Source organism: Arthrobacter sp. Bi83, from assembly GCF_918698095.1.
Taxonomy (GTDB): domain Bacteria; phylum Actinomycetota; class Actinomycetes; order Actinomycetales; family Micrococcaceae; genus Arthrobacter.
The window spans coordinates 1-21,748 of the sequence record NZ_CAKKLY010000053.1 but is presented as its reverse complement, the minus strand read 5'-3'; the positions used below and the strand labels follow the sequence as shown (position 1 = coordinate 21,748).

At 65.0% G+C, this 21,748-nt stretch carries 16 protein-coding genes; 12 read left to right on the top strand and 4 right to left on the bottom strand.

What is annotated here, in order from left to right; all coding sequences use genetic code 11:
• Nucleotides 1–957 precede the first annotated feature (957 nt).
• Entirely contained in the window at nt 958–2,625 is a 1,668-nt protein-coding gene (locus LQ144_RS19290) for a phosphodiester glycosidase family protein (protein ID WP_230120444.1), read from the bottom strand.
• A gap of 255 nt (nt 2,626–2,880) precedes the next feature.
• Complete coding sequence (locus LQ144_RS19285; protein WP_230120442.1) at nt 2,881–5,778, bottom strand: alkaline phosphatase family protein; 2,898 nt, start codon at nt 5,776–5,778, stop codon at nt 2,881–2,883.
• Nucleotides 5,779–6,398: 620 nt separating this feature from the next.
• On the opposite strand from LQ144_RS19285, the gene LQ144_RS19280 reads away from it, so the two are divergent.
• On the top strand, nt 6,399–8,093 hold the full coding sequence (locus LQ144_RS19280; RefSeq protein ID WP_230120440.1) for an alkaline phosphatase family protein: 1,695 nt from the start codon (nt 6,399–6,401) through the stop codon (nt 8,091–8,093).
• Between the two features lie 614 nt (nt 8,094–8,707).
• Nucleotides 8,708–8,950, top strand: a complete 243-nt coding sequence (locus LQ144_RS19275; RefSeq protein WP_230120438.1) for a hypothetical protein — start codon at nt 8,708–8,710, stop codon at nt 8,948–8,950.
• 101 nt (nt 8,951–9,051) lie between these two features.
• On the opposite strand, the gene LQ144_RS19270 is transcribed toward LQ144_RS19275, so the two are convergent.
• The gene (locus LQ144_RS19270) at nt 9,052–10,101 is read right to left on the bottom strand and encodes a glycerophosphodiester phosphodiesterase (RefSeq protein WP_230120436.1); all 1,050 of its coding nucleotides are present in this window, start codon (nt 10,099–10,101) and stop codon (nt 9,052–9,054) included.
• Nucleotides 10,102–10,340: 239 nt separating this feature from the next.
• On the opposite strand from LQ144_RS19270, the gene LQ144_RS19265 reads away from it, so the two are divergent.
• Together LQ144_RS19265 and LQ144_RS19260 are read left to right on the top strand one after the other, a co-directional pair.
• On the top strand, nt 10,341–11,087 hold the full coding sequence (locus tag LQ144_RS19265) for a potassium channel family protein (RefSeq protein ID WP_230120435.1): 747 nt from the start codon (nt 10,341–10,343) through the stop codon (nt 11,085–11,087).
• Between the two features lie 99 nt (nt 11,088–11,186).
• Nucleotides 11,187–12,122 carry an endonuclease/exonuclease/phosphatase family protein gene (locus LQ144_RS19260; protein ID WP_230120433.1) on the top strand — a complete coding sequence of 312 codons (936 nt, stop codon included), beginning with the start codon at nt 11,187–11,189 and terminating at the stop codon, nt 12,120–12,122.
• A 154-nt stretch (nt 12,123–12,276) separates the two neighbouring features.
• Here the strand turns inward: LQ144_RS19260 and LQ144_RS19255 are convergent, their stop codons facing one another.
• Complete coding sequence (locus LQ144_RS19255) at nt 12,277–12,579, bottom strand: helix-turn-helix transcriptional regulator (protein ID WP_230120424.1); 303 nt, start codon at nt 12,577–12,579, stop codon at nt 12,277–12,279.
• A gap of 43 nt (nt 12,580–12,622) precedes the next feature.
• Here LQ144_RS19255 and map point away from each other — a divergent pair, with 43 nt between their 5' ends.
• From map to LQ144_RS19215, 8 genes are all read left to right on the top strand, one after another.
• On the top strand, nt 12,623–13,405 hold the full coding sequence (map, locus tag LQ144_RS19250; RefSeq protein WP_230120417.1) for a type I methionyl aminopeptidase: 783 nt from the start codon (nt 12,623–12,625) through the stop codon (nt 13,403–13,405).
• 372 nt (nt 13,406–13,777) lie between these two features.
• Nucleotides 13,778–13,942: a hypothetical protein gene (locus LQ144_RS19245; RefSeq protein ID WP_230120416.1), complete on the top strand. Its 165-nt coding sequence runs from the start codon at nt 13,778–13,780 to the stop codon at nt 13,940–13,942.
• Nucleotides 13,943–14,435: 493 nt separating this feature from the next.
• Nucleotides 14,436–16,187 (top strand): Ig-like domain-containing protein, encoded by a 1,752-nt coding sequence (locus LQ144_RS19240; protein ID WP_230120415.1) that lies wholly within the window; start codon nt 14,436–14,438, stop codon nt 16,185–16,187.
• Between the two features lie 229 nt (nt 16,188–16,416).
• A complete protein-coding gene (locus LQ144_RS19235; protein WP_230120414.1) occupies nt 16,417–16,656 on the top strand; it encodes a hypothetical protein in 240 nt (79 codons plus the stop codon).
• A 102-nt stretch (nt 16,657–16,758) separates the two neighbouring features.
• Nucleotides 16,759–17,277 carry a hypothetical protein gene (locus tag LQ144_RS19230; RefSeq protein WP_230120413.1) on the top strand — a complete coding sequence of 173 codons (519 nt, stop codon included), beginning with the start codon at nt 16,759–16,761 and terminating at the stop codon, nt 17,275–17,277.
• Nucleotides 17,278–17,832 (top strand): RES family NAD+ phosphorylase, encoded by a 555-nt coding sequence (locus tag LQ144_RS19225; protein ID WP_230120412.1) that lies wholly within the window; start codon nt 17,278–17,280, stop codon nt 17,830–17,832. It begins immediately after the preceding gene.
• A gap of 264 nt (nt 17,833–18,096) precedes the next feature.
• The gene (locus LQ144_RS19220; RefSeq protein WP_230120411.1) at nt 18,097–19,497 is read left to right on the top strand and encodes a hypothetical protein; all 1,401 of its coding nucleotides are present in this window, start codon (nt 18,097–18,099) and stop codon (nt 19,495–19,497) included.
• A 1,422-nt stretch (nt 19,498–20,919) separates the two neighbouring features.
• A partial coding sequence (locus LQ144_RS19215) for an FAD-dependent monooxygenase (protein WP_230120410.1) occupies nt 20,920–21,748 on the top strand: 829 nt, incomplete at its 3' end.

The following is a 21,748-nucleotide window of genomic DNA, read 5'->3' as shown; positions in this document are numbered from 1 at the left end:
CCCATCCTGAGGGTCAGAAGCTCGGAATGGCGCCAGCTACTGCCCTTTACGGCAATGGGACCTGTGGAGCCGGAACTGCTCCGTGCTTGACCTACGGCGCGGAAAACAGCCTAGAAAGTTGGAGCACGCGCCCGGCCGGCAAACACGTGGAAGCGGCGCCACAAACTTCCAATTACATGGATCATTATGATTCAGTTCGCTGGCAAAGTGTCGGGCGGCATTCCGCAGATTTGCTCTTGGAAGTTCTTCCAGATAGCTCTGCGCCTCACATCTTCTTCAGGGGTACTCGTGCAGGGGGCGCGGTTGTGAGGTTCTACGGTAGCGTGGCCGTTTTCTAACTTAGGTGGCCCGGGCTGATGTCGGGGTCTCGGGCACCGAAGTACTTTGCCCGTGAATCCGAGGGCCCAGTAGGCGTGCAGAACGTAAGGATCTCCTGATCTAACCCGATCGTTCCGGCTGAAGGAAAGGCTGCCCAGGCTCACGCCCGCGGCGACCAGGGCGGCACTGACCTGAATCCGGCCCAGCGGGTAGGCCTACCCCGTGGGCAGCTTGTCCCGGTCGTAGCGCTGCCACGGTTCTTCTTCTGTCATTCCTGCATCGTAGACGCCGCGGCGGACGCCAGTACCTTGCCTTGGTGGACTGCGTTGGGCGTGTGAGGATGTGCCGATGGGGCATAAGAGGCAGTCACGGAAGAAAATTCTGTCCAGGCTTGAGCAGTCAATGGCTCAGCTGCAGCCGGTCAGTATTGCCCGTTCCTTCAAGAAGGGCACGGAACGGCACGGCGTGGTCCAGGAGATAGGCGATGAGTGGATGCTGATGGCATCGATCCGGGATGGCGGCTACCTCAATGGGTACATGGCCCTCCGGCCTAGGTATGGCCCGGACGCAGCCGGCCGCGGTGCGCAATGTCTAGCCCTAGCGCACCGCCGCCGGCACCTACTCCGGTCTTCCCTGCCGTCAGTCCTTGCGGCGGGGGAGTACGAGAAGGGCATCACCCACGGGTCGCTCACCGGCCGCGTCGGAGGGCGAGTTCACGACCTTCCCGCCGACGACCATGGTGGTCGATCCGCCGCCGTCCATGTTGATGGCATCGACCATTCCCAAGGAACGGGCAACATCGGCCGATTCCTTGATGCTCAGCCCGAGTGCCGTCGTCTGCCGTCCATCGGCGGTGACGATCAGCGTGCGCCCCTGGGCATCGACACCGGCGATCGTGCGGGGGTTGCGTTTGTGGACCCAGCCGTAATAGAAGCTGTTGCTGTCGCCGGCGTGGACCATGCCGTCTCGCTTTGCGGTGATCTTTTCCTGGCCGCCGGACACTAGCACCGGGCCACCATTGACGACGTCGGTCGAGGAACCGGCCTTCAGCGGCTTGCCCTGTTCGTTGATCAGATCCGTGTCGAGCTCGATCCGCGTGCCGACCTTGGCCACGCTCTTCAGGCGTTGCACGTCTGCCCCAATAGCCTGGAGTGTCCGCCCGTGCGCGGGAACTGCCATACCGCGGGAAGTGTTGACGGCGGTGACGGTGCCCCGTTCATCGAGGACAACTTCCAACCCCGGCCCTGAAGGCGTGGAGGCCGCGAACTCGGGCGTGAAGCCGACGATTTCGTCCGGATCAGTGCACGTCGCATCGTGCACGGGGAGCGAGGTTGGGGCGTCGTCGGTCCCGCCGCAGTTGCGGATCAGCCCCGGCACACGGTTCAGGCCGTCCACCGCCAACTTGGCCTTGCCAGGCGCCGTGACGGTGCCGTCCCAGTGCAGCCGCTGCACTGAGGAACGGTTCGTGGTGCCGTCAATCACGAGCGAAGGCCGGTCGCCGACAGGCTCGCTGAGGATTTTCCCGTTGGCGACGGCGGTCCCGGCCGGGTCGCCCGGGGCGCCGGCTTTGGGATCCAGCACGAAGTAACCGCCATTCGTGGCTGCCAGTGCGCCGTCCGCGGCGGCCAGAGCGCTGGTTGTTTCCCGGTCCTGGAGGTTGGGTCCGAAGCTCGAGCTGAGTTCGCCCCGGAACTTCTTGGGGTCGATAGTGAGGACTTCGAGCTTCCACGGGCCGCGGGTTTGTCCGCTGGTTTCGGCGTCGCCGTCCCAGCCGGTGTACAGCACTGAGGATGCGTAGCCGGCGGCCTTGATCTGTGCCACCGTGGCTGTGCCGTCAGCTTTGGATGGGAACTGCCCGGCTCGCACCCGGTATCCGAGGTCGCCGCCCGCATCTGCGAGCTGAGGGGACTGCACATGTTCGACGCGGGCCTGAATGCCTGCTGCCTGAAGCTTTGCTGCGACTGCCTGGGCGTGAACCTGGTCGGAAAGTGCTGATGCAGGGGCGTCCGGGTCGGGGGAGTTCGCGGGGATGGCGACCTCTGCCGTCCAGAAAAGGGAAGCGTCAGGGGCCCCGCGTGTGATGGAGGTCCTGGTCAGTCCGGGGGCCAGCGTGGTGTCAGCGCGCTTCTCGGGCAGATCCGAGGCGCCGAGATCCAGTTTGGCTGCACTGATCGGGGCGGTAGCTGGGCGTGAGGATACTGTCGGGGCTGCATTGACGGGGCCTACGGGGGTGAGGAAGGCTGCCGGGAGTCCCAGGGCCAGGGCAGCGATTGCAGCCCTGCTGACGTTTTGTTTGGGGAGAGTCATGCTGGGAAGTTATCGCGGTCCGCCCCTCCCGACGGCACTCAAACGGCGCTGTTCAGCGAGACTTGGCGAACCGTTCACGCGCCGTTTCACCTTCCAACGCCCCCGGCGACAGGGCATGCACGAGCGGACCTGCCCCCAGTCTTCGGATCTTTCCTGAGTCCCAAAGCTGAAGGCCACCTCCGCAGAGGTGGCCTTCAGCTTTGGTGTGGATGCCGGCGATGGGTGATCGGCGGTCGTCAGCCGGTCAGTGGTGGATTAGCCGTCCTCGTGGCCGGTCGAGCCGGCGGGGATGCCCGGCACGTTGTTCGGGCCATAGATCTTGGCGTCGCCCGGGTACGGGCTCTGCCAGTTGTGGGCCTGGTACCAGGTCCAGCGGTTGAACAGGTACGGGTTCGCGGAGTCTTCCTTCGCGCCTTCCCCGGTCAGGTGCTGCTGCTTGGACCAGGTGTCCCACTGTTCGGCGATGTCCTGCATCGGGGCCGGGACGGACGCTGCTTTGGCTGCACTGGTGTTCACCGCGGTGGCGGCTGCGCCGGTTTTGCCGAGCGTGTCGGTGCCGCAGGCTGGGGCGGTTTTGACGCCTTCGGTCAGCGGGACCTGGTTCGGGACCGCCTTGTACGGTGTCGGGTCGGCTTTGTTGGTGAAGGCGGCGAACATCGGGGTGGCGGCGGCGACCTTCTGGTTCAGCGGCTGGGCACCGAGGATCTGCTGGATGGTCCGCACCATGTTGATCTGTGAGTAGAACGTGCTGACGGTCTTGCCGTGTACCGCGTAGGGGCTGATGACCTGGACCGGGGCGCGGTGGCCGTCGACGTGGTCGGCGCCGTCCTGGCTGTCGTCCTCAGCGATGAAGATCGCGGAGTCCTTCCAGTACTTCGAGTGCGAGATCTCGTCGACGATCTTGCCTACGGCGAGGTCGTTGTCCGCGACCTGGGCCCGCGGGCCGGCGGTGCCACCGGTGTGGTCGCTGGACAGCCATGTCATCTGGAAGTTCTTCGGACCGTTCTTCTTGAAGTCCTGCTTCCAGGTCTCGTAGCGGTAGATGTCCGGCACCGAGGTGTCGAACGGCGCCGCGTTCGGGTCTGTGATCGCGTTGAGCGAGGGGATGTCCGAGCTGGCGTGCATCTGGAGCGAGGGGGTGAAGAGCTGGGACGGGTCGCCGCCGGCCATCGTGCTCGTTGCCGCGCAGTAGTACTGCTGCCAGGTCGCGCCGGCCGGCTTGCCCTCGCCGTACTCGAACTCCCCGTAGTTCCTTGCGGTCTTGCCCGCGGACTCGATTGCCGTCCAGAGGAAGCCGGAGCGCTGGTGGCCCAGGACGTCCTCTTCGGTGTCGTAGGAGCGGGTGTACTCACCTGCGCTGGTCTCGCTGTAGGCCGGGTTGTCGCCCTGCATCATCCAGTTGTGGCCCTCGGCCGAGTTCGTGCCGATGTCGTAGGTGTTGTCGTACAGGCCGAACTGGTTGGCCAGTGCGTGCTGGTTCGGGGTGACTGTCGCGCCGAACTGAGCGAGGGAGGCGTCGCCGTTGCCCTGCTTCATGTCGCCGTAGATCTGGTCGTAGGTGCGGTTCTCTTTGACGATCAGGAACACGTGCTTGATCGTCGACGGGTCTCCGATCCGCTTGGGCACGGCCACGGCCGGGATCTTGGCGGCGGCTGCGGCCGTCGATTCCTTCACGGAGCTGCTGTCCCAGCCGTTTTGCTTGAATACGGTCTCGGTGTGGTGCTGGATCTGTTCGTCGTTCGGCAGGGTGAATTTGGTGAGCGAGGCGGTGGTGGAGTGTGTGCCGTGACCGGTCGCGACCGTGGTGCCGGGGCCCTTGTTGAAGCTCAGCTCCGGGCCGCGCGCGTCGATGCCGCGGGTGTTGGTGACCACGATCTGGCCGTTCACGGCGGTGACGTTCTGCGGGAAGTAGTCGGTCGGCAGCAGGCCGATGTAACTGGCGGGGTCCTTCGGGTCCTTCTTGTTGACCTTGTAGACCGCAATCGCGTTCGCACGGCCCAGGGAGACCAGCAGGTGGTCCCCCTGCATCGTGATGGCGGTTGGCTCATAGCCCACCTGCGAGGAGGCCCACGGCTGGGTCGCGATGGTCTGCAGGACCTTGTTGCTCGCGGTGTCCACGACCGAGACGGTGTCGCTGTTGGTGTTCGCCACGTACAGGGTGGAGCCGTCCAGGTGCATCGCGGTCGGGTGCAGCTGGACGTCGATCGAGGAAACCGGAGCGGAGGTGTTCGCCGTGTCGATGACGCTGAGCGTGCCGGTCGTGGAGGTACCCAGGTACGTGTCCGCGGGAACCTGCGTGCCGTAGGAGCCCATCGTCGCCTCGCCCGCGGCAGCCTGGCGGCCTCCCTCGTTGGAAACGTACAGCCTGGTGCCGGCGAACTTCAGCTGGCGGGGGGCGATGCCGGTGTTGAAGGTTTGCTTGAGCGTTCCCGCGGCCGGGTCGATCGCCACGACGGTGTTCTGGCCGTTGACGGCCGCGTACAGGGTCGAGCCGTCCGGGGAGAACGCCATGCCGGCGGTCAGCGCCTTCTTGCCGTCAGCGGTCGGGACGCCGATCTTCGTGCCGGTGCCGAGCGAACCGTCGGCGTTGAAGGGGTAGCGGACGAGGCCCGTGGCGACCGGGGCGTAGAGGAACTTGCCGTCGGGGGAGAAGACCGGTCCTTCCTGGCCCACCGAACCGTCGGTGAGTTTCTGGTAGGCCGTGTCCGGGTAGCCCGCGTTGCTCGCCGCCGTCGCGAACGAGGCGGCCGCGAGGGTGCCCGCGGCAGCGACCGGCTTGTAGGTCTTGAGGTCAAATACCTGCAGGGCGACCGACCGGTCGGCGCTGGTCCCGACCAGATAGCGGCCATCGGGGCTCACGGTCGAGCCCATGATCTTGCCGAACGGCGTCATCAGACGGTCGCCGATGGGCTTGATCACCTGGTTCGAGGAGATCTGCTCCCCGTTCTCGTCCTGGGCTCCGACCTGCTGCTGGCCGAATGGGATGGTCGACGCGGCGGCGAGGCCGCCGCCCACCAGGGCAAGCATGCAGCTTGCGGCCACGATCGAGAGCGGTTTGCGAGCGAGTACGGCTGCCGACAGCCGACGCAGGCCGAAGTGACCGGGGGGTTGCTCGTTGGGGGATTTTTTGTTTGTTCTTGACTTACTTGTCATGCGGATGAACGTATGGATCTCAGCTTAATTCCCTTTGCTGCTCAGCTTAATTCCATCGCCGACTTTGGTGACGTTAAAGGTTCGCCCCGGCAACTACTGCCTACCGAGAACGCGTCGACACGGGCTTTTGCACGTTTGCTGATCTGGACAGAGACGTGGCCGCCGGTTACGAGCTCTGCCCGTGTCGAGAAACTCTCGAGGAGACGGGCGCAAGCACCGCGAAGCCCGCAAAGAAACGTCGCATCGCAGCAGCGGCAGGGATTAGGCCCTATCTGCAGGGTTTACGCCCGGACTTTCACATCCGAGGGTCCGGTATGGAGTCGCCGAGCCTTCATTCATCTTTGCGTCTTCAGTATGGACTTGCCACGTGATGGCCTGCCTGTCGCTGTGGGAAGACGGTAAGCAGACTTCCCTTCGTTGATTGCCGTTCACAGTTGGTTTACCTAGGCAACTTAGTGTCGCCCCTGCGAGCGAACCCAACAGCGCCGCAATACCCCTGGTCCACGGGCCTCGCTGTCCCCAACCCATCGGTAGGAGACCCGGCGCGGATGGACCCGGTGCCCCTGCCTAAAGGCCGGCAAGCAGAGCCGGCTCCCGATAAGGAACGAGTAGTAGGTCTCATGACTCATCCAGCAAAGCGGTTCCCCAAGAAGCGAATAGCTCTTGCCACCGGCGCCGCGGCCCTCGCGGCCTGCACCCTGACCAGCGGCCTGCTGGGCCTCGGTGCCAGCCCGGCCTCCGCCAAAGGAACACCCCCGTCCGGCACCGCGACGCCGATCAAGCACGTCGTGGTGATCTTTGGAGAAAACGTCTCCTTCGATCATTACTTCGCCACCTACCCCAAGGCGGAGAACACCGCGGGGGAAGCCCAGCAGGGCACCGCCGCTGCCGCGGCCCGGTTCACTCCGGCGGCCGACACCCCGAAGAACATCGCGACCCTCGCCCATGACGGCCTGCTCGCCCCAAACAACCCCAATGCCGTCCAGCCCGCCCGGCTCAGCCCCGCCCAGGCGGTCACCTGCGACCAGGACCACACCTACACCGCCGAACAAAAGGCGTACAACGGCGGCCTGATGGACAAGTTCGTGGAGTTCACCAGCCGCGACGCGTGCGGCGCCAACCAGTACGGCCGTGCCGGCCTCACCATGGACTACTACGACGGCAACACCGTCACCGGGATCTGGAACTACGCGCAGAACTACTCCATGAGCGACAACCACTTCAGCACCGTCTTCGGCCCCTCCACGCCCGGCGCGCTGAACCTGGTCTCCGGCCAGACCCACGGTGCCAAGGAGTTCACGGCCGCGGGACAGCCCCTGACGCCGACGGCCAGTGACAGTGCCGTGCGCGTCCCCGACGCCAACGGCGTGGGCACCGTCATCAACGACCCGGACCCGGTCTATGACGACTGCTCGAACAACAGCCACGCGAAAAGCAGCAACCTCATCGGAATGACCGGCAAGAACATCGGTGACCTGCTCACCGCCAAGGGAGTGAGCTGGGGCTGGTTCCAGGGCGGATTCACGCCCACGGCCGCAGCCTCAGGCACGAGCCCGGCATCCTGCGGGGCCACGCACACAAACGTCGCCGGCGTCTCCAGCACTGACTACAACCCGCACCACCAGCCGTTCCAGTACTACGCCTCCACGGCCAACCCCCACCACCTGGCGCCGGCCAGCGACGCGGAAATCGGCCACAACGGCCAGGCTAACCACCAGTACGACGTGAGCGACTTCGACAAGGTCGTCAACAGCGACAACATGCCCGCAGTGTCCTTCCTCAAAGCGCCGAACTACCAGGACGGCCACGCCTCCTACTCTGATCCGGTCGATGAGCAGAACTTCATCACCAAGCAGGTCAACGCCGTCCAGAAGTCGAAGAACTGGGACAGCACCGCCGTCGTGCTTGCCTACGACGACTCCGACGGCTGGTACGACCACGTCGCGGCCAAGGTGAAGAACTCCTCCAACAGTCCCGACGACGCCGCCTGGTGCCTTAATGCCTATAACAAGGGCGTTCCCATGTCCGGCGGCTACGCCGACCGCTGCGGCCCCGGCCCGCGCCAACCGCTCGTGGTCATCTCCCCCTACGCGAAGAAAAACTTCGTCGACCACACCGAAACGGATCAGGCCTCCATCCTCCGCTTCATCGAGGACAACTGGAGCACGGGTCAGATCGGCGACGCCTCCGCTGATGCGACGGCCGGGTCGATGACCGCCATGTTCAACTTCCACCACCAGCGCAACGACAAGGTGCTGCTGAACGAACAGACCGGCGCAGTCGCCTCCATCACCCGCACGCCAAACCGCAGGTAGCAGGCTGTCAACACCCGGTAAGGCAAAGGAGGGGAGCCCAACGGGCTCTCCTCCTTTGCTGTCTGGTAGGCACGTGCGCCAGCCCGGCCCCGGAAGTGAACTGGAGGAACTCCTGCCGCACTTCGAAGCCACCTTGGCTTTGCTGCCTCACACCTTGTACCGAGGCGACGGGGACGTGGGCCCAGAACGGGGACTGCGAGGAACCGCCGACGCTGACCTCCGCAGGTTAGACCACTTTGTCCGAGGCCTGGATGGCGAGGCCAGGTTCCTACGCTAACGGGTGTGGGGCCGTCCGGACCAGGAGTGCGGGGAGGCTAGTCGGCACGGTCCCTGCGTAAACCTTGGCGATGTACCCCCAAATCTGGGCAACGCCCAGGCCATCACCAGCGTTAGAGGCCGCGCTTATCCCAAGACGCAGGGGAGACTCTGAGTGTTCTGGAGTTGAAGGTGACCAAGAACCCAGAACAGTCGGGGCCGGTGCCCTCCCCCAGTAGCACCGGACCCGGCGTCACAAGGCCCGCGCCAGGCTGGGGTAGCATGGCCGGGAACTTGTGGCGCCTGCGAAGTGGAGAACTGAAGCGGGCGGGGTCGACCCGCTAGACGGAACACGTCAATTGGGGAAGCTACGAAGCGCCCGCTGGCTGCTGGTTGAACTCGCCGAAGCCGACGAACCGAACATCGCAGTGCGTGACCTCATCGATGACTTGGCCTTGATACAGACGCGCCTGAATGTCGCTTTCGTATTCCCGGAGGAGCTGCCGGACGCCTTGGAGAGGGTTTGGATCCGCGTTGTCTGCCGGATGCTGTCCGGTGACAGGCATTGCTGCAGGGCCGGTCCGGTGACCTCCTCGGGCTAAGCGCGGAGGCGGCCGATGCGCGGATTGGGCATTGGCCGCCTCCAGACCTCCTCCGGACAGGGACGGGGCAGTAGCCCGGTTCATGCTCCGAATGGGCACCGTTAGCTGTGCGGCAGCTTCATGCCGGACTCGGCCATGACCTCGCGGAGGCGGTTCGGGTAGTCGGTGATCATTCCGTCGACGCCGGTGGCGATCATGGCGCGCATGGTCGGCTTGTCGTCCACGGTCCAGGGGATGACGCGCATGCCGGCGGCGTGTGCGCGGGTGACCATGTCTTTGGTGACGTAGGGGACGTAGTTGGCGTCCTCGACGGTGCCGTTCTGCGGCGTGCCGTGCACGGGGGAGATGGCGTCGAAGCCCACGGAAGCGGCGGAGGCGACCAGGTCTCCACCGAAGTCGTCGGAGTCGATGCCGCCCAGCCATGGGGACTTTCCGGGCTGGCCGGCCTGCAGGAAGTCCTTGTTGGTCAGGGCCACGGTGGGGATCTGCGGTGCCTGCTGCTGGACCAGGCGCAGCGCACCCCAGTCAAAGCTTTCGATGGACACGCGGTGCTGCATGTTGGCGGCCCTGATTTCGCGCAATGCCACCTTTACGAATTCTTCACGGGGAGCTGTCTGCTCCGGCGCGCCGGCCTCCACTTTCGTTTCAATGTTGAATTTCACCTGGCTGGCGTGGTGGGCGTCCGCGAGGGCGAAGACCTCGGCCAGGGTGGGCATCGTTGCGCCGGGAGAGGCCTGCTGGCCTGGGAACTCGGGCTGCGTGAGGCTGCCGCAGTCAAGGCTGCGGACCTGCGCGAAGGTGAGGTCCTTGATGTACTTGCCGACGTACGGGTACTGCGCGTCTCCGGGCGTGACGGGTCCGGTGTCGGTGCACTTCTTGTCGCTGATCCTGCGGTCGTGGGTGATGACTTCCCGGCCGTCTTTGGTGATCTGGAGGTCGAGCTCGAGGGTCGAGACGCCGGTCTCGATCCCTTTTGCAAAGGACGCCAGTGTTGACTCGGCCGTGAGTCCGATGCCGCCGCGGTGGGCCTGGAGGTCGAAGTGGTTGTCTCCGCCCTTCGGGTTGGTATCAGCAGCCATGGCCTGGGAGGGGATGGCGAGCAGCAGGGCCGCGCTGAGTACGGCAGCGCCGAGCTTCGTAGGGGTGTGCATGTGGTGTTCTCCACTCTGGTGGTGTGCAGGTGCACGTGACACCGTGTCCGCCCTGTGCCAACAGCTGGCCACCTACACCCCACCTTCAGGCCAACCGAAGGTTAACTCCCAGTTCTGGCATTCGCCGTGACCGGGGAATTTGTATGTTGACCGCTGTGGCCCCCTGCGATCTGGCCCTGACCCCGCCCACCAGTCGGGAGCATCCCCGGACCCGACAGGCCCTCCCCTAGAATTCAGCAATGACACAGGAAGCATGGCGGAGGCGCTCCGAATGGCCCCTGACCGTCGCGGCACTCGTATTTTTGGCAGCCTACTCAGTCCAGGTCATCGCCAACACGGACCTGCTGGTCGTTGAGGTCCTGATCTGGGGCACCTGGGCGGCGTTCGTTCTGGACTACGTAATGAATCTTGTTCTGGCGCGGGAGCGCGGACGCTGGTTCATCCGTAACCTGCACGAGCTGGCCATCGTGGCGCTGCCGGCGCTCCGCCCCTTGCGGCTGCTGCGGCTGGTCACCCTCCTTCGGGTCATGCACCGGGTCGGTGGGAACGCGCTGCGGGGCAGGGTCCTGACCTATGTCCTTGGGGCGGCCACGCTCCTGATTTACGCCGGCGCCCTGGGAGTGCTGGACGCCGAAGAAAACGCGCCGGGCTCGAACCTGACCACGTTCGGAGACGCTATCTGGTGGGCGATGACAACGATCACCACGGTCGGGTACGGCGACCACTACCCGGTGACCTTCCTCGGCCGCTGCGTGGCTGCCGGGCTGATGGTCGGCGGCGTCGCTGTCCTGGGCGTGGTCACCGCATCCGTTGCCTCCTGGATGGTGCAGTCCGTCGCCGAGGAAACCCAGGCCGAGCTCGACGCCGCCGAGGCGCCGGTCCACGAGGAGCTGCGGAAGCTCACCGCCCAGGTGGAGCAGCTGAGTGAACTGTTGAAGGACCGTGGCCCGTCCCCGCACCAGGGCCGTAGCGAGGAAAAGCCTTGACGATCGGCTTCGGGTGTCCCGACGCCACTGAGACACTTCCCGTTCATTCTGCGGCGGTAGCGTGGTTTCGTCAGTGACGTCCCTTGAAGGAGCCCTGAGATGCCGGTAATCACGACCTGGAACCTGGAGAACTTCTTCCGCCCCGGCGGCGAGTACGGCCCCCGCACCCAGGACGTCTACGAGAAGAAGCTCGCCTACCTCGCTGACCGGATCAGCGCCCTGGCCCCGGACGTGGTCGCCGTCCAGGAGGTCGGGGACCCCACTGCCCTGGCGGATCTGGCCAGCCGGCTCCCGGGAACGTGGCAGACTGCCTTGTCGACTCATCCGGACCACCGGGGGATCCGGGTCGGGTTCCTGAGCCAAACTCCGCTCATCACGGTGGAGGAGGTGACCGCGCTGCCGGCCCCGTTGCTGCCGGTACAGGTCGGTGATGCCCCCACGGAAACCGACGGGTCAATGGGACGCGGAGCCCTACACGTGAGGACCACGGCCGGCGGCCGCGACCTGGACCTGGTCGCTGCGCACCTGAAGTCGAAGCTGCTCACCTACCCCGGCGGCCGGTTCAGCCCCCGGAACGAGGACGAACGGGCCCGGTACGGCGCCTATGCCCTGTACCGGCGGACCATGGAAGCCGCGACGCTGCGGATTTACGCCAACGGAATCCTGAAAGGCGGCGTGCAAAACCTCGTCGTCCTGGGCGACATGAACGACACGCAGTTGGCGGCCACCACTCAGATCCTCTACGGCCCGGACGGATCCCAGCTGGGCACACCCGGCTTCGACCGGCCCGATGCCGGTGACGCGGCCCGGCTCTGGAACATCGCGCCGCGGATCCCTGACGGGCACCGGTTCTCACGCCTACACGGAGGCGACCGGGAGCTCATCGACCACATCCTGCTCAGCCACACCCTGGTCCAGAACCTCGCAGGCGCTGACGCGTACGTCCAGGACATCACCACGATCGGGAACACTCCGTCCAGCCGCCGGGACGCCACCGTCCCGGACCACGCACCGGTCACCGCCACCATCGGCTAGGGTCGCCCCTATGTTTTTCGTCAACCCCGGGCTGTTTGATTGTGTCAACGTGGTGCGGAGCGGCCGTGGTAGTTGTACTGACCGGGGGCATGGGTGAGAGCCCGCGCCCATGCCTTCTCTCTGCTCGAAGCCTCCACCGCAGTTGCGGGAAGACTTACGAGGCTAACCGCTCACGTGTCTTGTGATCAGCGATGGTCGGTTCAATGCCACGTTCGGGCTGATTGATCTCGGTCCACACCACATCGAGGGAGAGCCCGAGGACATCGGCGATCGCAGCGATGGTCGGGAAGGCAGGGGTCGCTACGCGGCCCGTCTCGATCTTCCGGAGGGTCTCCGGTGAGACACGCGCATTGAGCGCGATGTCGAGCATCGAGCGCTGGCCCCTGGCGCGGCGCAACAGGGCACCGAGGCGCTGTCCGCGCTCGACCTCGTCGAATGTGAGCGGCAATCTGACCATGGCTCCGATTATACCGGGATAATATGACCGGTATAGTTATTGGATGATTGAGATCCTGAACCCCACCGAAGTGGCCCGAGCAAAAGAGACAGGCGCCCTGGTCGCTGACATCCTGCAGACGCTGAAGAGCCGGGCCACGGTCGGCACGAACCTGCTGGACATCGACCGGTGGGCCAAGGCCATGATCGCCGAGGCGGGTGCGTTGTCCTGTTACGTCGACTACGCGCCATCCTTCGGTCGCGGACCGTTCGGACACTACATCTGCACGGGCGTCAACGACGCCGTGCTCCACGGACTGCCACACAACTACTCGCTTGCCGACGGCGACCTGTTGACGCTCGACCTTGCCGTCTCCAAGAGCGGAGTCGCTGCAGACTCTGCCATCAGTTTCATCGTGGGCGACTCCCAGCCCCCGGCGAGCGTCGCGATCATCAGCGCGACCGAGCGCGCGTTGAGCGCAGGGATAGCTGCTGCCGTACCGGGGGCTCGCATCGGCGACATCTCCTATGCCATCGGCTCCGTCCTCAGCGAGGCGGGGTACCCGATAAACACCGAGTTCGGGGGTCATGGCATCGGATCGACGATGCATCAGGACCCGCACATTGCGAACGCCGGACGGCCCGGCCGCGGATACGAACTGCGTCCCGGGCTGCTGCTGGCACTGGAGCCGTGGGTCATGGCGGACACCGCTGAACTCATTAAGGACGCCGACGGGTGGACGCTCCGAAGTGCGACTGGCTGCCGGACAGCACACAGTGAGCACACGATCGCTATCACCAACGACGGAGCCGAAATCCTCACCTTGACGACGCAGGCGCACTCGTGAGACCGGAGCCAGCCTGAATTCGCTGTTTTTCGTCAAACCACGGCGGCCTTTGGGGCATACAGGGTTCCGTCCCGGCCGCGGCATCGTCCAGCCAGTAGACGCAACCAACAGGTAGGCTTCTGCGAGTGATGGGGACACAGAAATGATGACAAAGGCTGCAGATTCAGCCGCCCGCTTCCCTTCCGCAAAATTTTCTCCACTAAGGAGCCCGTACGTGGCCGAACCCCGCGCGTCTGTCAGTTTCGATTTCGACCACAATCAGGTTCAGCGAATCGTGTTCGCTGGCTGAACCTGGTCTCCGGCCAGACCCACGGTGCCGAGGAGTTCACGGCCGCGGGACAGCCCCTGACGCCGACGGCCAGTGACAGTGCCGTGCGCGTGCCCGACGCCAACGGCGTGGGCACCGTTATCAACGACCCGGACCCGGTGTATGACGACTGCTCGAACAACAGCAACCTCATCGGAATGACCGGCCAGACGAACCGGATCGGTTCCCGCTCCGCCCGGCTCCGCGCCGTCCTCCGGAACGAGGACTGATCCGGGGAGCGACGCCGGGTGCCACCGGCGGACTGTAGCTGGTTGTTCTCACAGCTTCAGACGGATGCCCCACACCTTGTACCAAGGTGACGGGGACGGGGGCCCAAACGGGGCCCCTCGCTGCGGCCGTCGCCCAATGCTTCTGCAAGGTGCCCCTGTCCGGGGTAGCCGCTGGCGAAACCCACTGGGGGCGGACCCAGGAAAAGCCCCGCGGCCTTGGAGGGAATACGGGGCATTTCCTGACGTCAAGCCCGCCAAGTCTGCGACTCGGTGGGCCTTGTGTCCAAGGTAAAAGTCCTTCCTGAGAATTGCCTCCGAAACTCCGAGGAATTCGCCGTGTCCGTGACGCTACTCGGGCGGTGCCAGGGGTTTTCGTCAAGGGTTTCCGCAGGGTCGCTTCCCGATACTGGCATCCACGCCGGCCATGGACCGGAGTGCATCATCGGCCCGGACTCGGCCCGGTGAAGTCTGGGGCTTCTGAGGGGAGTTTTCCATGAAATCTGAAAGAAACCATCAACGGGTGGCGGCCGGTCTCGCGGCCGGTGCGCTTGCCATCCTGGCGGTGCAGAGCGCAGCAGTGCCTGCTTCGGCGGCCATCAACGCGGTCCCGGTCGCGCCGCATTCCATTCTTGTTTTCCCGGTCCGGGACTTCGTCTCGGCATCCGGGTATGCCAGGACCGATGTGGCCACTGTTCAGGTACTTCGCGGCGGGGCCGTCATCGGTACCGCGTCCAACCTCATCCCGCAGGACGATCCCGGGACGGCGGGCTTTGACGGTCTCGTGGAAGTCAACCACCCCGGTGGAGGTTGCTGGGACGGTGTCACACCGGACATCCGCACCGGGGATGTCGTCCGCGTTCTCACCGCCCCCACCGTCGGGGACGAGACCTTCACCGCGAACGTCACCGTCACCCAGCAGGCCACGAAGACCGGACCCGGCACCGTGGTGATGAAGGGAACGGCTGTCGCGCCTGGCGGCGGACAGATTCCCATCGACCAGATTGAGGCCCGAATCGTGGCCAAGAACCAGTCCTTCGTCCTCAACGGCAAGCGCACCCTCCGGGCCAGCGCCGCCGCCGGCGATGACGGCGCCCTGGCCTACGACGGCCCGGGCCTGACCACCTGGACGGCCACGTGGACAGGGCTCACAGGCGTCAGTGGATTCGATGGTATCTCCGATGCGGACAGGGCATCGAACCCCGTCAACTCCGAAAGCCGCGGGATGTGGCTCGGCCGCAACCCCGCCCTCCTGACAGAAAACACGATCTTCGAGTTCGGTCAGATCGGAGGCCCCACCGCCCCGTGCACAGCGCCGCTGGCGAAGGGTCCGTCGATTCCCGACATGACTGCCGCTTCGGACACCGGCAGCTCCACCACGGACAACATCACCCGCAACGTCAGTCCCACCTTCACCGGTGCTGTGGCACTCCCTGATTCCACGAGCGCCACGCTGTACGTAGACGGGGTGGCCAAAGGCACGGCCGCGGTCGCCGCAAATGGCAGCTTCTCGCTGACCCCGACCACGGCTCTGACCAACGGCCGGCACACCATCACGGCCAGCGAAACCACGGCCGGGGGAACCGAAACCATGTCGGCCGGTTCCCTTGCCGTGACGGTCGATACCGTGGCGCCCCTCATGACGGCGAAGGCCCCGGCAGTTAACTCCATGGCGGTAAGCCAAACGGGCAATGTCACGGCAACCTTCAATGAGCCCATTTCGGGTCTCAGCGCTGCGCGCTTCACGCTGAAGAACGCCGCCGGAGCCATCGTTGCCGCACCCGTGACCTGGACCGCTGCGACCCGCGTTGCCACCTTGAACCCGACGGCGACCCTCGCCGCGGACAAGCGGCACACGGCAAGCCTGACGGCAGGCCTCACGGACCTCGCGGGCAACCCGCTGGCCCCGTCCTCCTGGGTCTTCACGACCGGGCCCAGGCCAGTCATGGCGACTAGGACACCAGCGGTCAACGCCACCGGTGTCAGCCGGACCGCCAACGTCACGGTCACCATCAGTGAGGCCGTCACCGGTGTCGCAAACGGAACCTTCGCGCTGAGGAACGCCACCACAGGGGCGCTCGTCAGCTACGCGGTCAGCTACAACGTCTCCACCCGGGTGGCAACACTGAACCCGAATGTGACCCTGGCCGCCACCACGAGATACACGGCATCGATGTCCTCAAGCATCAAGGACGCCGTCGGAAACACGCTCGCCGGAGGCTCCTGGAGCTTCACCACCGGCCGGTAGTGCACCCAGGTAGCAGGAGGTCCGCCCGGCACCCCCCGACAAGGGGGTGCCGGGCCGACCTCATGGGGCCGCGTGTGGAAACTGAGAGCCTGAGCAGCTCACGGACAGACCTCGACGGTGGCCCAGCGGACCCGAACGTTGACTGCCGAGGACAGTCGACGCTGACTCCTCCGGTTCGACCACTTTGTCCGAAGCCTGGATGGCGAGGGCAGGTTCCTACCGCTAAAGGGTGCGGGGCCGTCCGGACCAGGAGACTCCACGGAGGCTACTCGGCACGGTCCCTACGCAAATCTACAAGGACGTCCAGGACCTGGGCCCGATCATCCCGGTCCATCCCACCCGGCTGCGCCTGGACCGCTCCCGGCGGCTGGCTCCCGGCCAGGTCTACGTGACGCGGACCGGCACGCTGTACCACCCGCCTGGTGTGCGGTCGTCGCCCGCAAATGGGACAACGACGCCGGCGGGCTGATCCTCATCTCCTAAGGCACGGTCGGCCGGGGCAAGGAATGCATCGCTCACCGACTGAGCCGCAGCTCTTCCGGCCGCCCTGCCCAACAGATAGTGTTGGGCTATGGAAAAGCAGCGGAAGACCGTGGAGCAGACCGTCATCCTGAAAGGCGGCGGCCGCGAGACCCCGGTCAAAATGCGGAACGGCGTCATCCTTCTTCCCAAAGGATTCAGCGTGGCACCCAGACGCGCCCCGGCCCGGCACAGGACACTGAAGGCGGTCACGGTCAACCTGGCAGGTCTGAGGGACGCGCCGGACTACCGTCCGCAGGCCATCACGCAGCGGCTGGTGAACGCGCTCGGCAACAACGCGGTGGCGGCCCTCCTCGGAGTTAATAAGGACAGGCCCGGCCGGTGGGTCTCCGGTCAGGACGCGCCGAACGAAGAGAACCGCGCCCAGCTCGCGGACCTCGATGCCCTCGTGGGCCATCTGCACAGCGCGTTCACCCCGGCCCAGGCCAGGCTCTGGCTGGAAGGCCAGGACGCCCACCTGCGCGCCCGCCCCATCGACGTGTACCGGCTCGAGGGTGCAGCGCCGGTGATCGAGGCGATCCGCGCCTTCGAACAGGGAGCGTTCGCCTAGGTGGAGTTCTGGCGCGTACTCAACTGGCACCCCGATGCTTCCTCCCCATCCGAGAACGGGCACCCGCTCTACATTTGGCCGCGGCAGGGCGCCGGCCGGGTGGACGACCCGGACCACCAATACATGGTGCTCTACGTCGGCGACTCGGCTGAGGGTGCCGTGGCTGAAGCCCTCGGGCGGTACCCCGTTTGGACTTCTGACATCCTGGCCCCGCCACCGGGAACACCTGACGGCACGAGGAAAGCGCTGGTGAAGTACGAGGGAGATCCGTCGATCCTGGATCTGGATGACCCGGAGGTGCTGCAGGACTGGTCCCTGCGGCCCAGCAACGTTGCCTCCCGGGACCGGGCCTCCACCCAGCAGTGGGCGCGGTCCATGTATGAAACCGGCGACTACGCCGGCCTCTCCTGGTGGTCCTTCTACGAGCCCCGCTGGGCAAGCTTCGGTCTGTGGGACGTTACCGGGGTGACGCTGGCCGGCGACCCGGAACCACTGACCATGGCCCATGATGCCGTTCAGGAGGCAGCTGCACTTATCAGGCGAGTCATCAGCTAGGCCGGTCCAAGGAATGCACGACGGTGAGCCACTGAAGCACCGCCAGGCCCGCCGTCTGCGCTTGTTCCTGATGAGGACCAACCGAGGGGACACGTGGGGATGCTCGCATTGACGGCATCACTCGAGTCCTCCGCGAAGACCGGAAAGTTCTCTTGGTCCCAACACCCGCCGGGAGCGCCAACCGGCTCCACGAATGGGTAACCAACTATCTTGAAGACAAGATCCGGGACTGAAATCCCTTTGAGCTGGCTAAAAAGGAACACTATGGCTGGGAACAAAACCCGGAATGAGATCTGGTACTACTCCATCTTTGGCGCGGTAGTCCTGATCGGGACTGTTGCACTCATGCTGTTCGGCAAAAACCCACAGGTGTCAGATGACATCGGGCCCCTGCTTGCCGGATTGGCGGTGAGCATCTACCTGTTCCGCTTCGGCGTACCTTGGGTATGGCTCAACTTCCTGCTCCTTGCATCGTTCCTCGTCGTCGGCCTCCTGCTGGGGCAGCCCGGACTCATGCGGATGGGCGGATACGTTGCAGGGTCGCAATTTGGTGTTGCTTGGCGGCTTGCGGTCGTCCAGCCAAAGGTGCGGTCCGAGTGGACCGTCAACGGTCGGGGTATCGGCACGTTGACCGAGGCGCGTAAGGTGGCCCAGGAAGCGCTGCACTCCCTGGACGGGGACAAGCGTGCGCGAGTCGTCGTTGAGCACGGCTCAGCACGCTTCGAGGTCGCCGGGACCTTGCCATCGAAGCTGGTATGCCACCGGAATCCTGATGCCGACGATGAGAACTCCTGGGCGATCCTGTCCCGGACCGGACATGCCTCAGATGAGTCGGTGGAAGTGCCGATGGGCCGGATGAAGGGTTTCATCCCGTCGCAATTCGTACACGACATTGGACCTGTCGAGGCGGCGCTGGAGGACTTCCTCAAGAATCCGAAGCCTCAGCCGCTGAGGCGGGAGTGGAACACCGACCCGATTGCATTCGACCTGCGCCTTAGCGTCCAGAGCAAGCACCCCGGAATGGAGACAGAGATGACTACCGATGTAAACGCCCTGACGCTCGACATGCTTAAGTTCGCGGGCCTGCTCAGACTCATCAGCCAGCCGCAATTGGCCCAGAATTATGAATCCCTCGCGGTGGAACTTCGATCTGATCCCTCAGATCAGGGCGTGGAAGATGCTCGGGAGTGGGTCCGTACAACACTCAGGGGAGGCAGCGGCGGCCTCGGTGACGTGTACGTGCAGAAGAAGGACGGATCCCTTGATGAGGTACTGGACCAGGAATATCAGGAGCTGCTTCAGAGGCTGACCGATTTTGCCAATGGTGGTGAAGCACCCCTATCGCCCTTGCTCAAGCAAATCGGGAACTCCATGTTCGCCAATGGATACGCATACTTCCGCCAAGTTGAAGCTCCGGTCCGCAAGGGGCTGCTCGTGCGTGGTCACACCATGTACGAAGTGATGACAGAACCGGGCGCGACGCGCCGTGTCGGGTGGAAGCAGTTGGGTGAAGCTCTAGGGCATGGACCTCAGTCTTCCCGGAGGGACATGCAGGAATGCCAAGCCGCAGCCGACCGCCTCTTCCGGGAGGGCCGGAGCGACGACTGGGTTCACTACTCAAGCGCCCAAGTGGTGCCGGGAGAGTCGCTGCAGGGCCTCACATGACGTCTCGGCTTCAAGGCTCTGTTCGAGGCATCTAGCCCTCACCGCCCCATCACGTCCAGGACGTCGAATATGGTGCGGAGCAGCACCAGGGCCAGACTGCACGCCGCGATCCACAGGCCGGTGACCTGGACGCCGGTCAATTTGGCACTCCCTTGCTCTTCCATCTGAGACCACTCTTCACTTGTTGGGGAATCATCGTAGGGGCCAGGAACTGACACTCAGGCGGGGGCGAAAATGGTCCCGATCGCGGCGACGCACAGCATGTCCATGACGGCTGTGTATACATTGGACCTGGGTTTCTCGCCTGACGGTGGGGCCGCACCCTGCCGACCGGGTGGGACCCCTGCAGAGCCTTGACGCTGCCAAAGCGGCCGCGGAACAAGATGCAGGGAAGCCGCTGCGGTGGCGCTGGATGGAGAACCGGCAAGTGTGGCGGGCCGAAGTCGGCTACCAGCGCGCCGCGGAGATTAGCAAGGGCCATCCTGGAACGCACTGACGTGGGGGTCGGCCTGATGACCTGATCATCCGGGCTGGCCGCCGGCCGCTGGCCCCTTTCCGGTAGCTCCGCTTCAGAGAAACGGGTAAAGGGGGAAGATGTCGGGAAGATTCAGCGCCGCGCGTGGGGGAACAGACTCTTCATCAGGCCCGACTGTCGGTGGGGCAGCGTCGTGCTGAGGCAGGTCGAAGAGCTGGAACTGAGTCTTCGGCTTGTCTTCGAAGAGGCTGTTTGTGATGGTCGTTGGCCGGACTGGCATTGCTGACCCCCTTTGCTACCGCCGGAATTCATTCCGGCTTTGGTGAAGGAAAAACGCTCCTGCTGCCTGCCGCTCACCGCCCGGACAAACGCGGGCACCAAACCGGCTAAGCCTTAGCCCAGTCTTCCTCCCGCCCATCAAGTGTCGATCCGCCTTTCGTCAAGGTTTGCTCAAGAACCGTTTACATCTGCCATGAGTCATGCGACCTCGCCTGCTGCCGGGACCTGGACTGGCGCAAAGCCGAGTGTGGCTATGAGGAACCAGCGGCGGTGATCCTGCCCGAAGCGACCACGTTCTGCACCATGTGTGTGGAAAAGATTCAGGGCCTCAGGGACTGCCCGGCTCCGGCCGATGCCCGTTCGATGACCGGCCCTGCCCTGACGATGAGACCGTCAACCGGATGATCGAAGAGCGGACTTCGCGGATTGCCAATCACACCCGGGGCCTTTTGCCGTGGAGGTATAGCGAGGTGGACACCACACCGCTGAACGAGCGTCGACCGGAGCATGCGACGGCCGTGCCTCTCGTGCCTGCTGGCGCTGTGTGTTGCCACTTCCAACTTATCGCGTACATAGGGGCTTGCGGCAAGGCCCCCGTCATGCCTCAGACTGGCTCGGACGGGCCCTGAGAAGGTGTACGGAAAAGGCTTGGAGAAGCGGGGGTTGAGATGGTTGATGTGATTGTTGCCGGAGGCGGTCCGACTGGGATGATGCTGGCCGGTGAGCTGACGCTGGCGGGGGTGGATGCGGCGATTGTGGAGCGCCGCCCGACGCCCGAACTGGTCGGCTCGCGTGCAGGCGGGTTCCACTCGCGGACGATCGAAATCCTCGATCAGCGCGGGATTGCCGACCGGTTCCTCGCCGAGGGCAAGCCCGTCCAGGCGGCGTTCTTCGGGAAAACGATGCTGGACGTGAGTGACTTTCCTACACGGCACCCTTACACGCTCGGCCTTTGGCAGAACCATATAGAGCGGATCCTGGCAGGATGGATCGAGGAGCTGGGTGTGCCGGTCCACCGGGGGCTCGAGGTGGCCGGCTTCGCCCAGGACGACAGCGGGGTCGACGTGCATCTCGCCGACGTCGGGCCGATGCGCGCGCTGTACCTGGTCGGCGCCGACGGCGGGCGAAGTGCTGTCCGCAAGGCAGCCGGCATCGAGTTCCCCGGCTGGGATGCGACGAGGAGCAGCCTGATCGCCGAAGTGGAGGTGACCGAGGAGACGCCGGCGGGCATCCGCATCGACGAGGTGGGGATCCACGGGCTGCACCTGATGGAGGACGGGCGGACCACGCGGGTGATCGTGACCGAGAAGCAACTTGGACCGGCGACCGAGCCCACCCTGGCTGACCTCGGCAAGGCGCTGACCGAGGTCTATAACACCGACTTCGGTGTCCACACTCCGACATGGATCTCGCGGTTCACCGACGCCACGCGCCAAGCCGCGGCCTACCGCAGCGGCCGTGTGCTGCTGGCCGGGGACGCCGCGCACATCCATGCTC

Coding starts and splice junctions, on each gene's coding strand:
- LQ144_RS19240 (WP_230120415.1), top strand. CDS start 14,436: ATGAAATCTGAAAGAAACCATCAACGGGTGGCGGCCGGTCTCGCGGCC.
- LQ144_RS19260 (WP_230120433.1), top strand. CDS start 11,187: ATGCCGGTAATCACGACCTGGAACCTGGAGAACTTCTTCCGCCCCGGC.
- LQ144_RS19265 (WP_230120435.1), top strand. CDS start 10,341: ATGACACAGGAAGCATGGCGGAGGCGCTCCGAATGGCCCCTGACCGTC.
- LQ144_RS19285 (WP_230120442.1), bottom strand. CDS start 5,778: ATGACAAGTAAGTCAAGAACAAACAAAAAATCCCCCAACGAGCAACCC.
- map (WP_230120417.1), top strand. CDS start 12,623: ATGATTGAGATCCTGAACCCCACCGAAGTGGCCCGAGCAAAAGAGACA.
- LQ144_RS19270 (WP_230120436.1), bottom strand. CDS start 10,101: ATGCACACCCCTACGAAGCTCGGCGCTGCCGTACTCAGCGCGGCCCTG.
- LQ144_RS19230 (WP_230120413.1), top strand. CDS start 16,759: ATGGAAAAGCAGCGGAAGACCGTGGAGCAGACCGTCATCCTGAAAGGC.
- LQ144_RS19220 (WP_230120411.1), top strand. CDS start 18,097: ATGGCTGGGAACAAAACCCGGAATGAGATCTGGTACTACTCCATCTTT.
- LQ144_RS19290 (WP_230120444.1), bottom strand. CDS start 2,625: ATGACTCTCCCCAAACAAAACGTCAGCAGGGCTGCAATCGCTGCCCTG.
- LQ144_RS19255 (WP_230120424.1), bottom strand. CDS start 12,579: ATGGTCAGATTGCCGCTCACATTCGACGAGGTCGAGCGCGGACAGCGC.
- LQ144_RS19280 (WP_230120440.1), top strand. CDS start 6,399: ATGACTCATCCAGCAAAGCGGTTCCCCAAGAAGCGAATAGCTCTTGCC.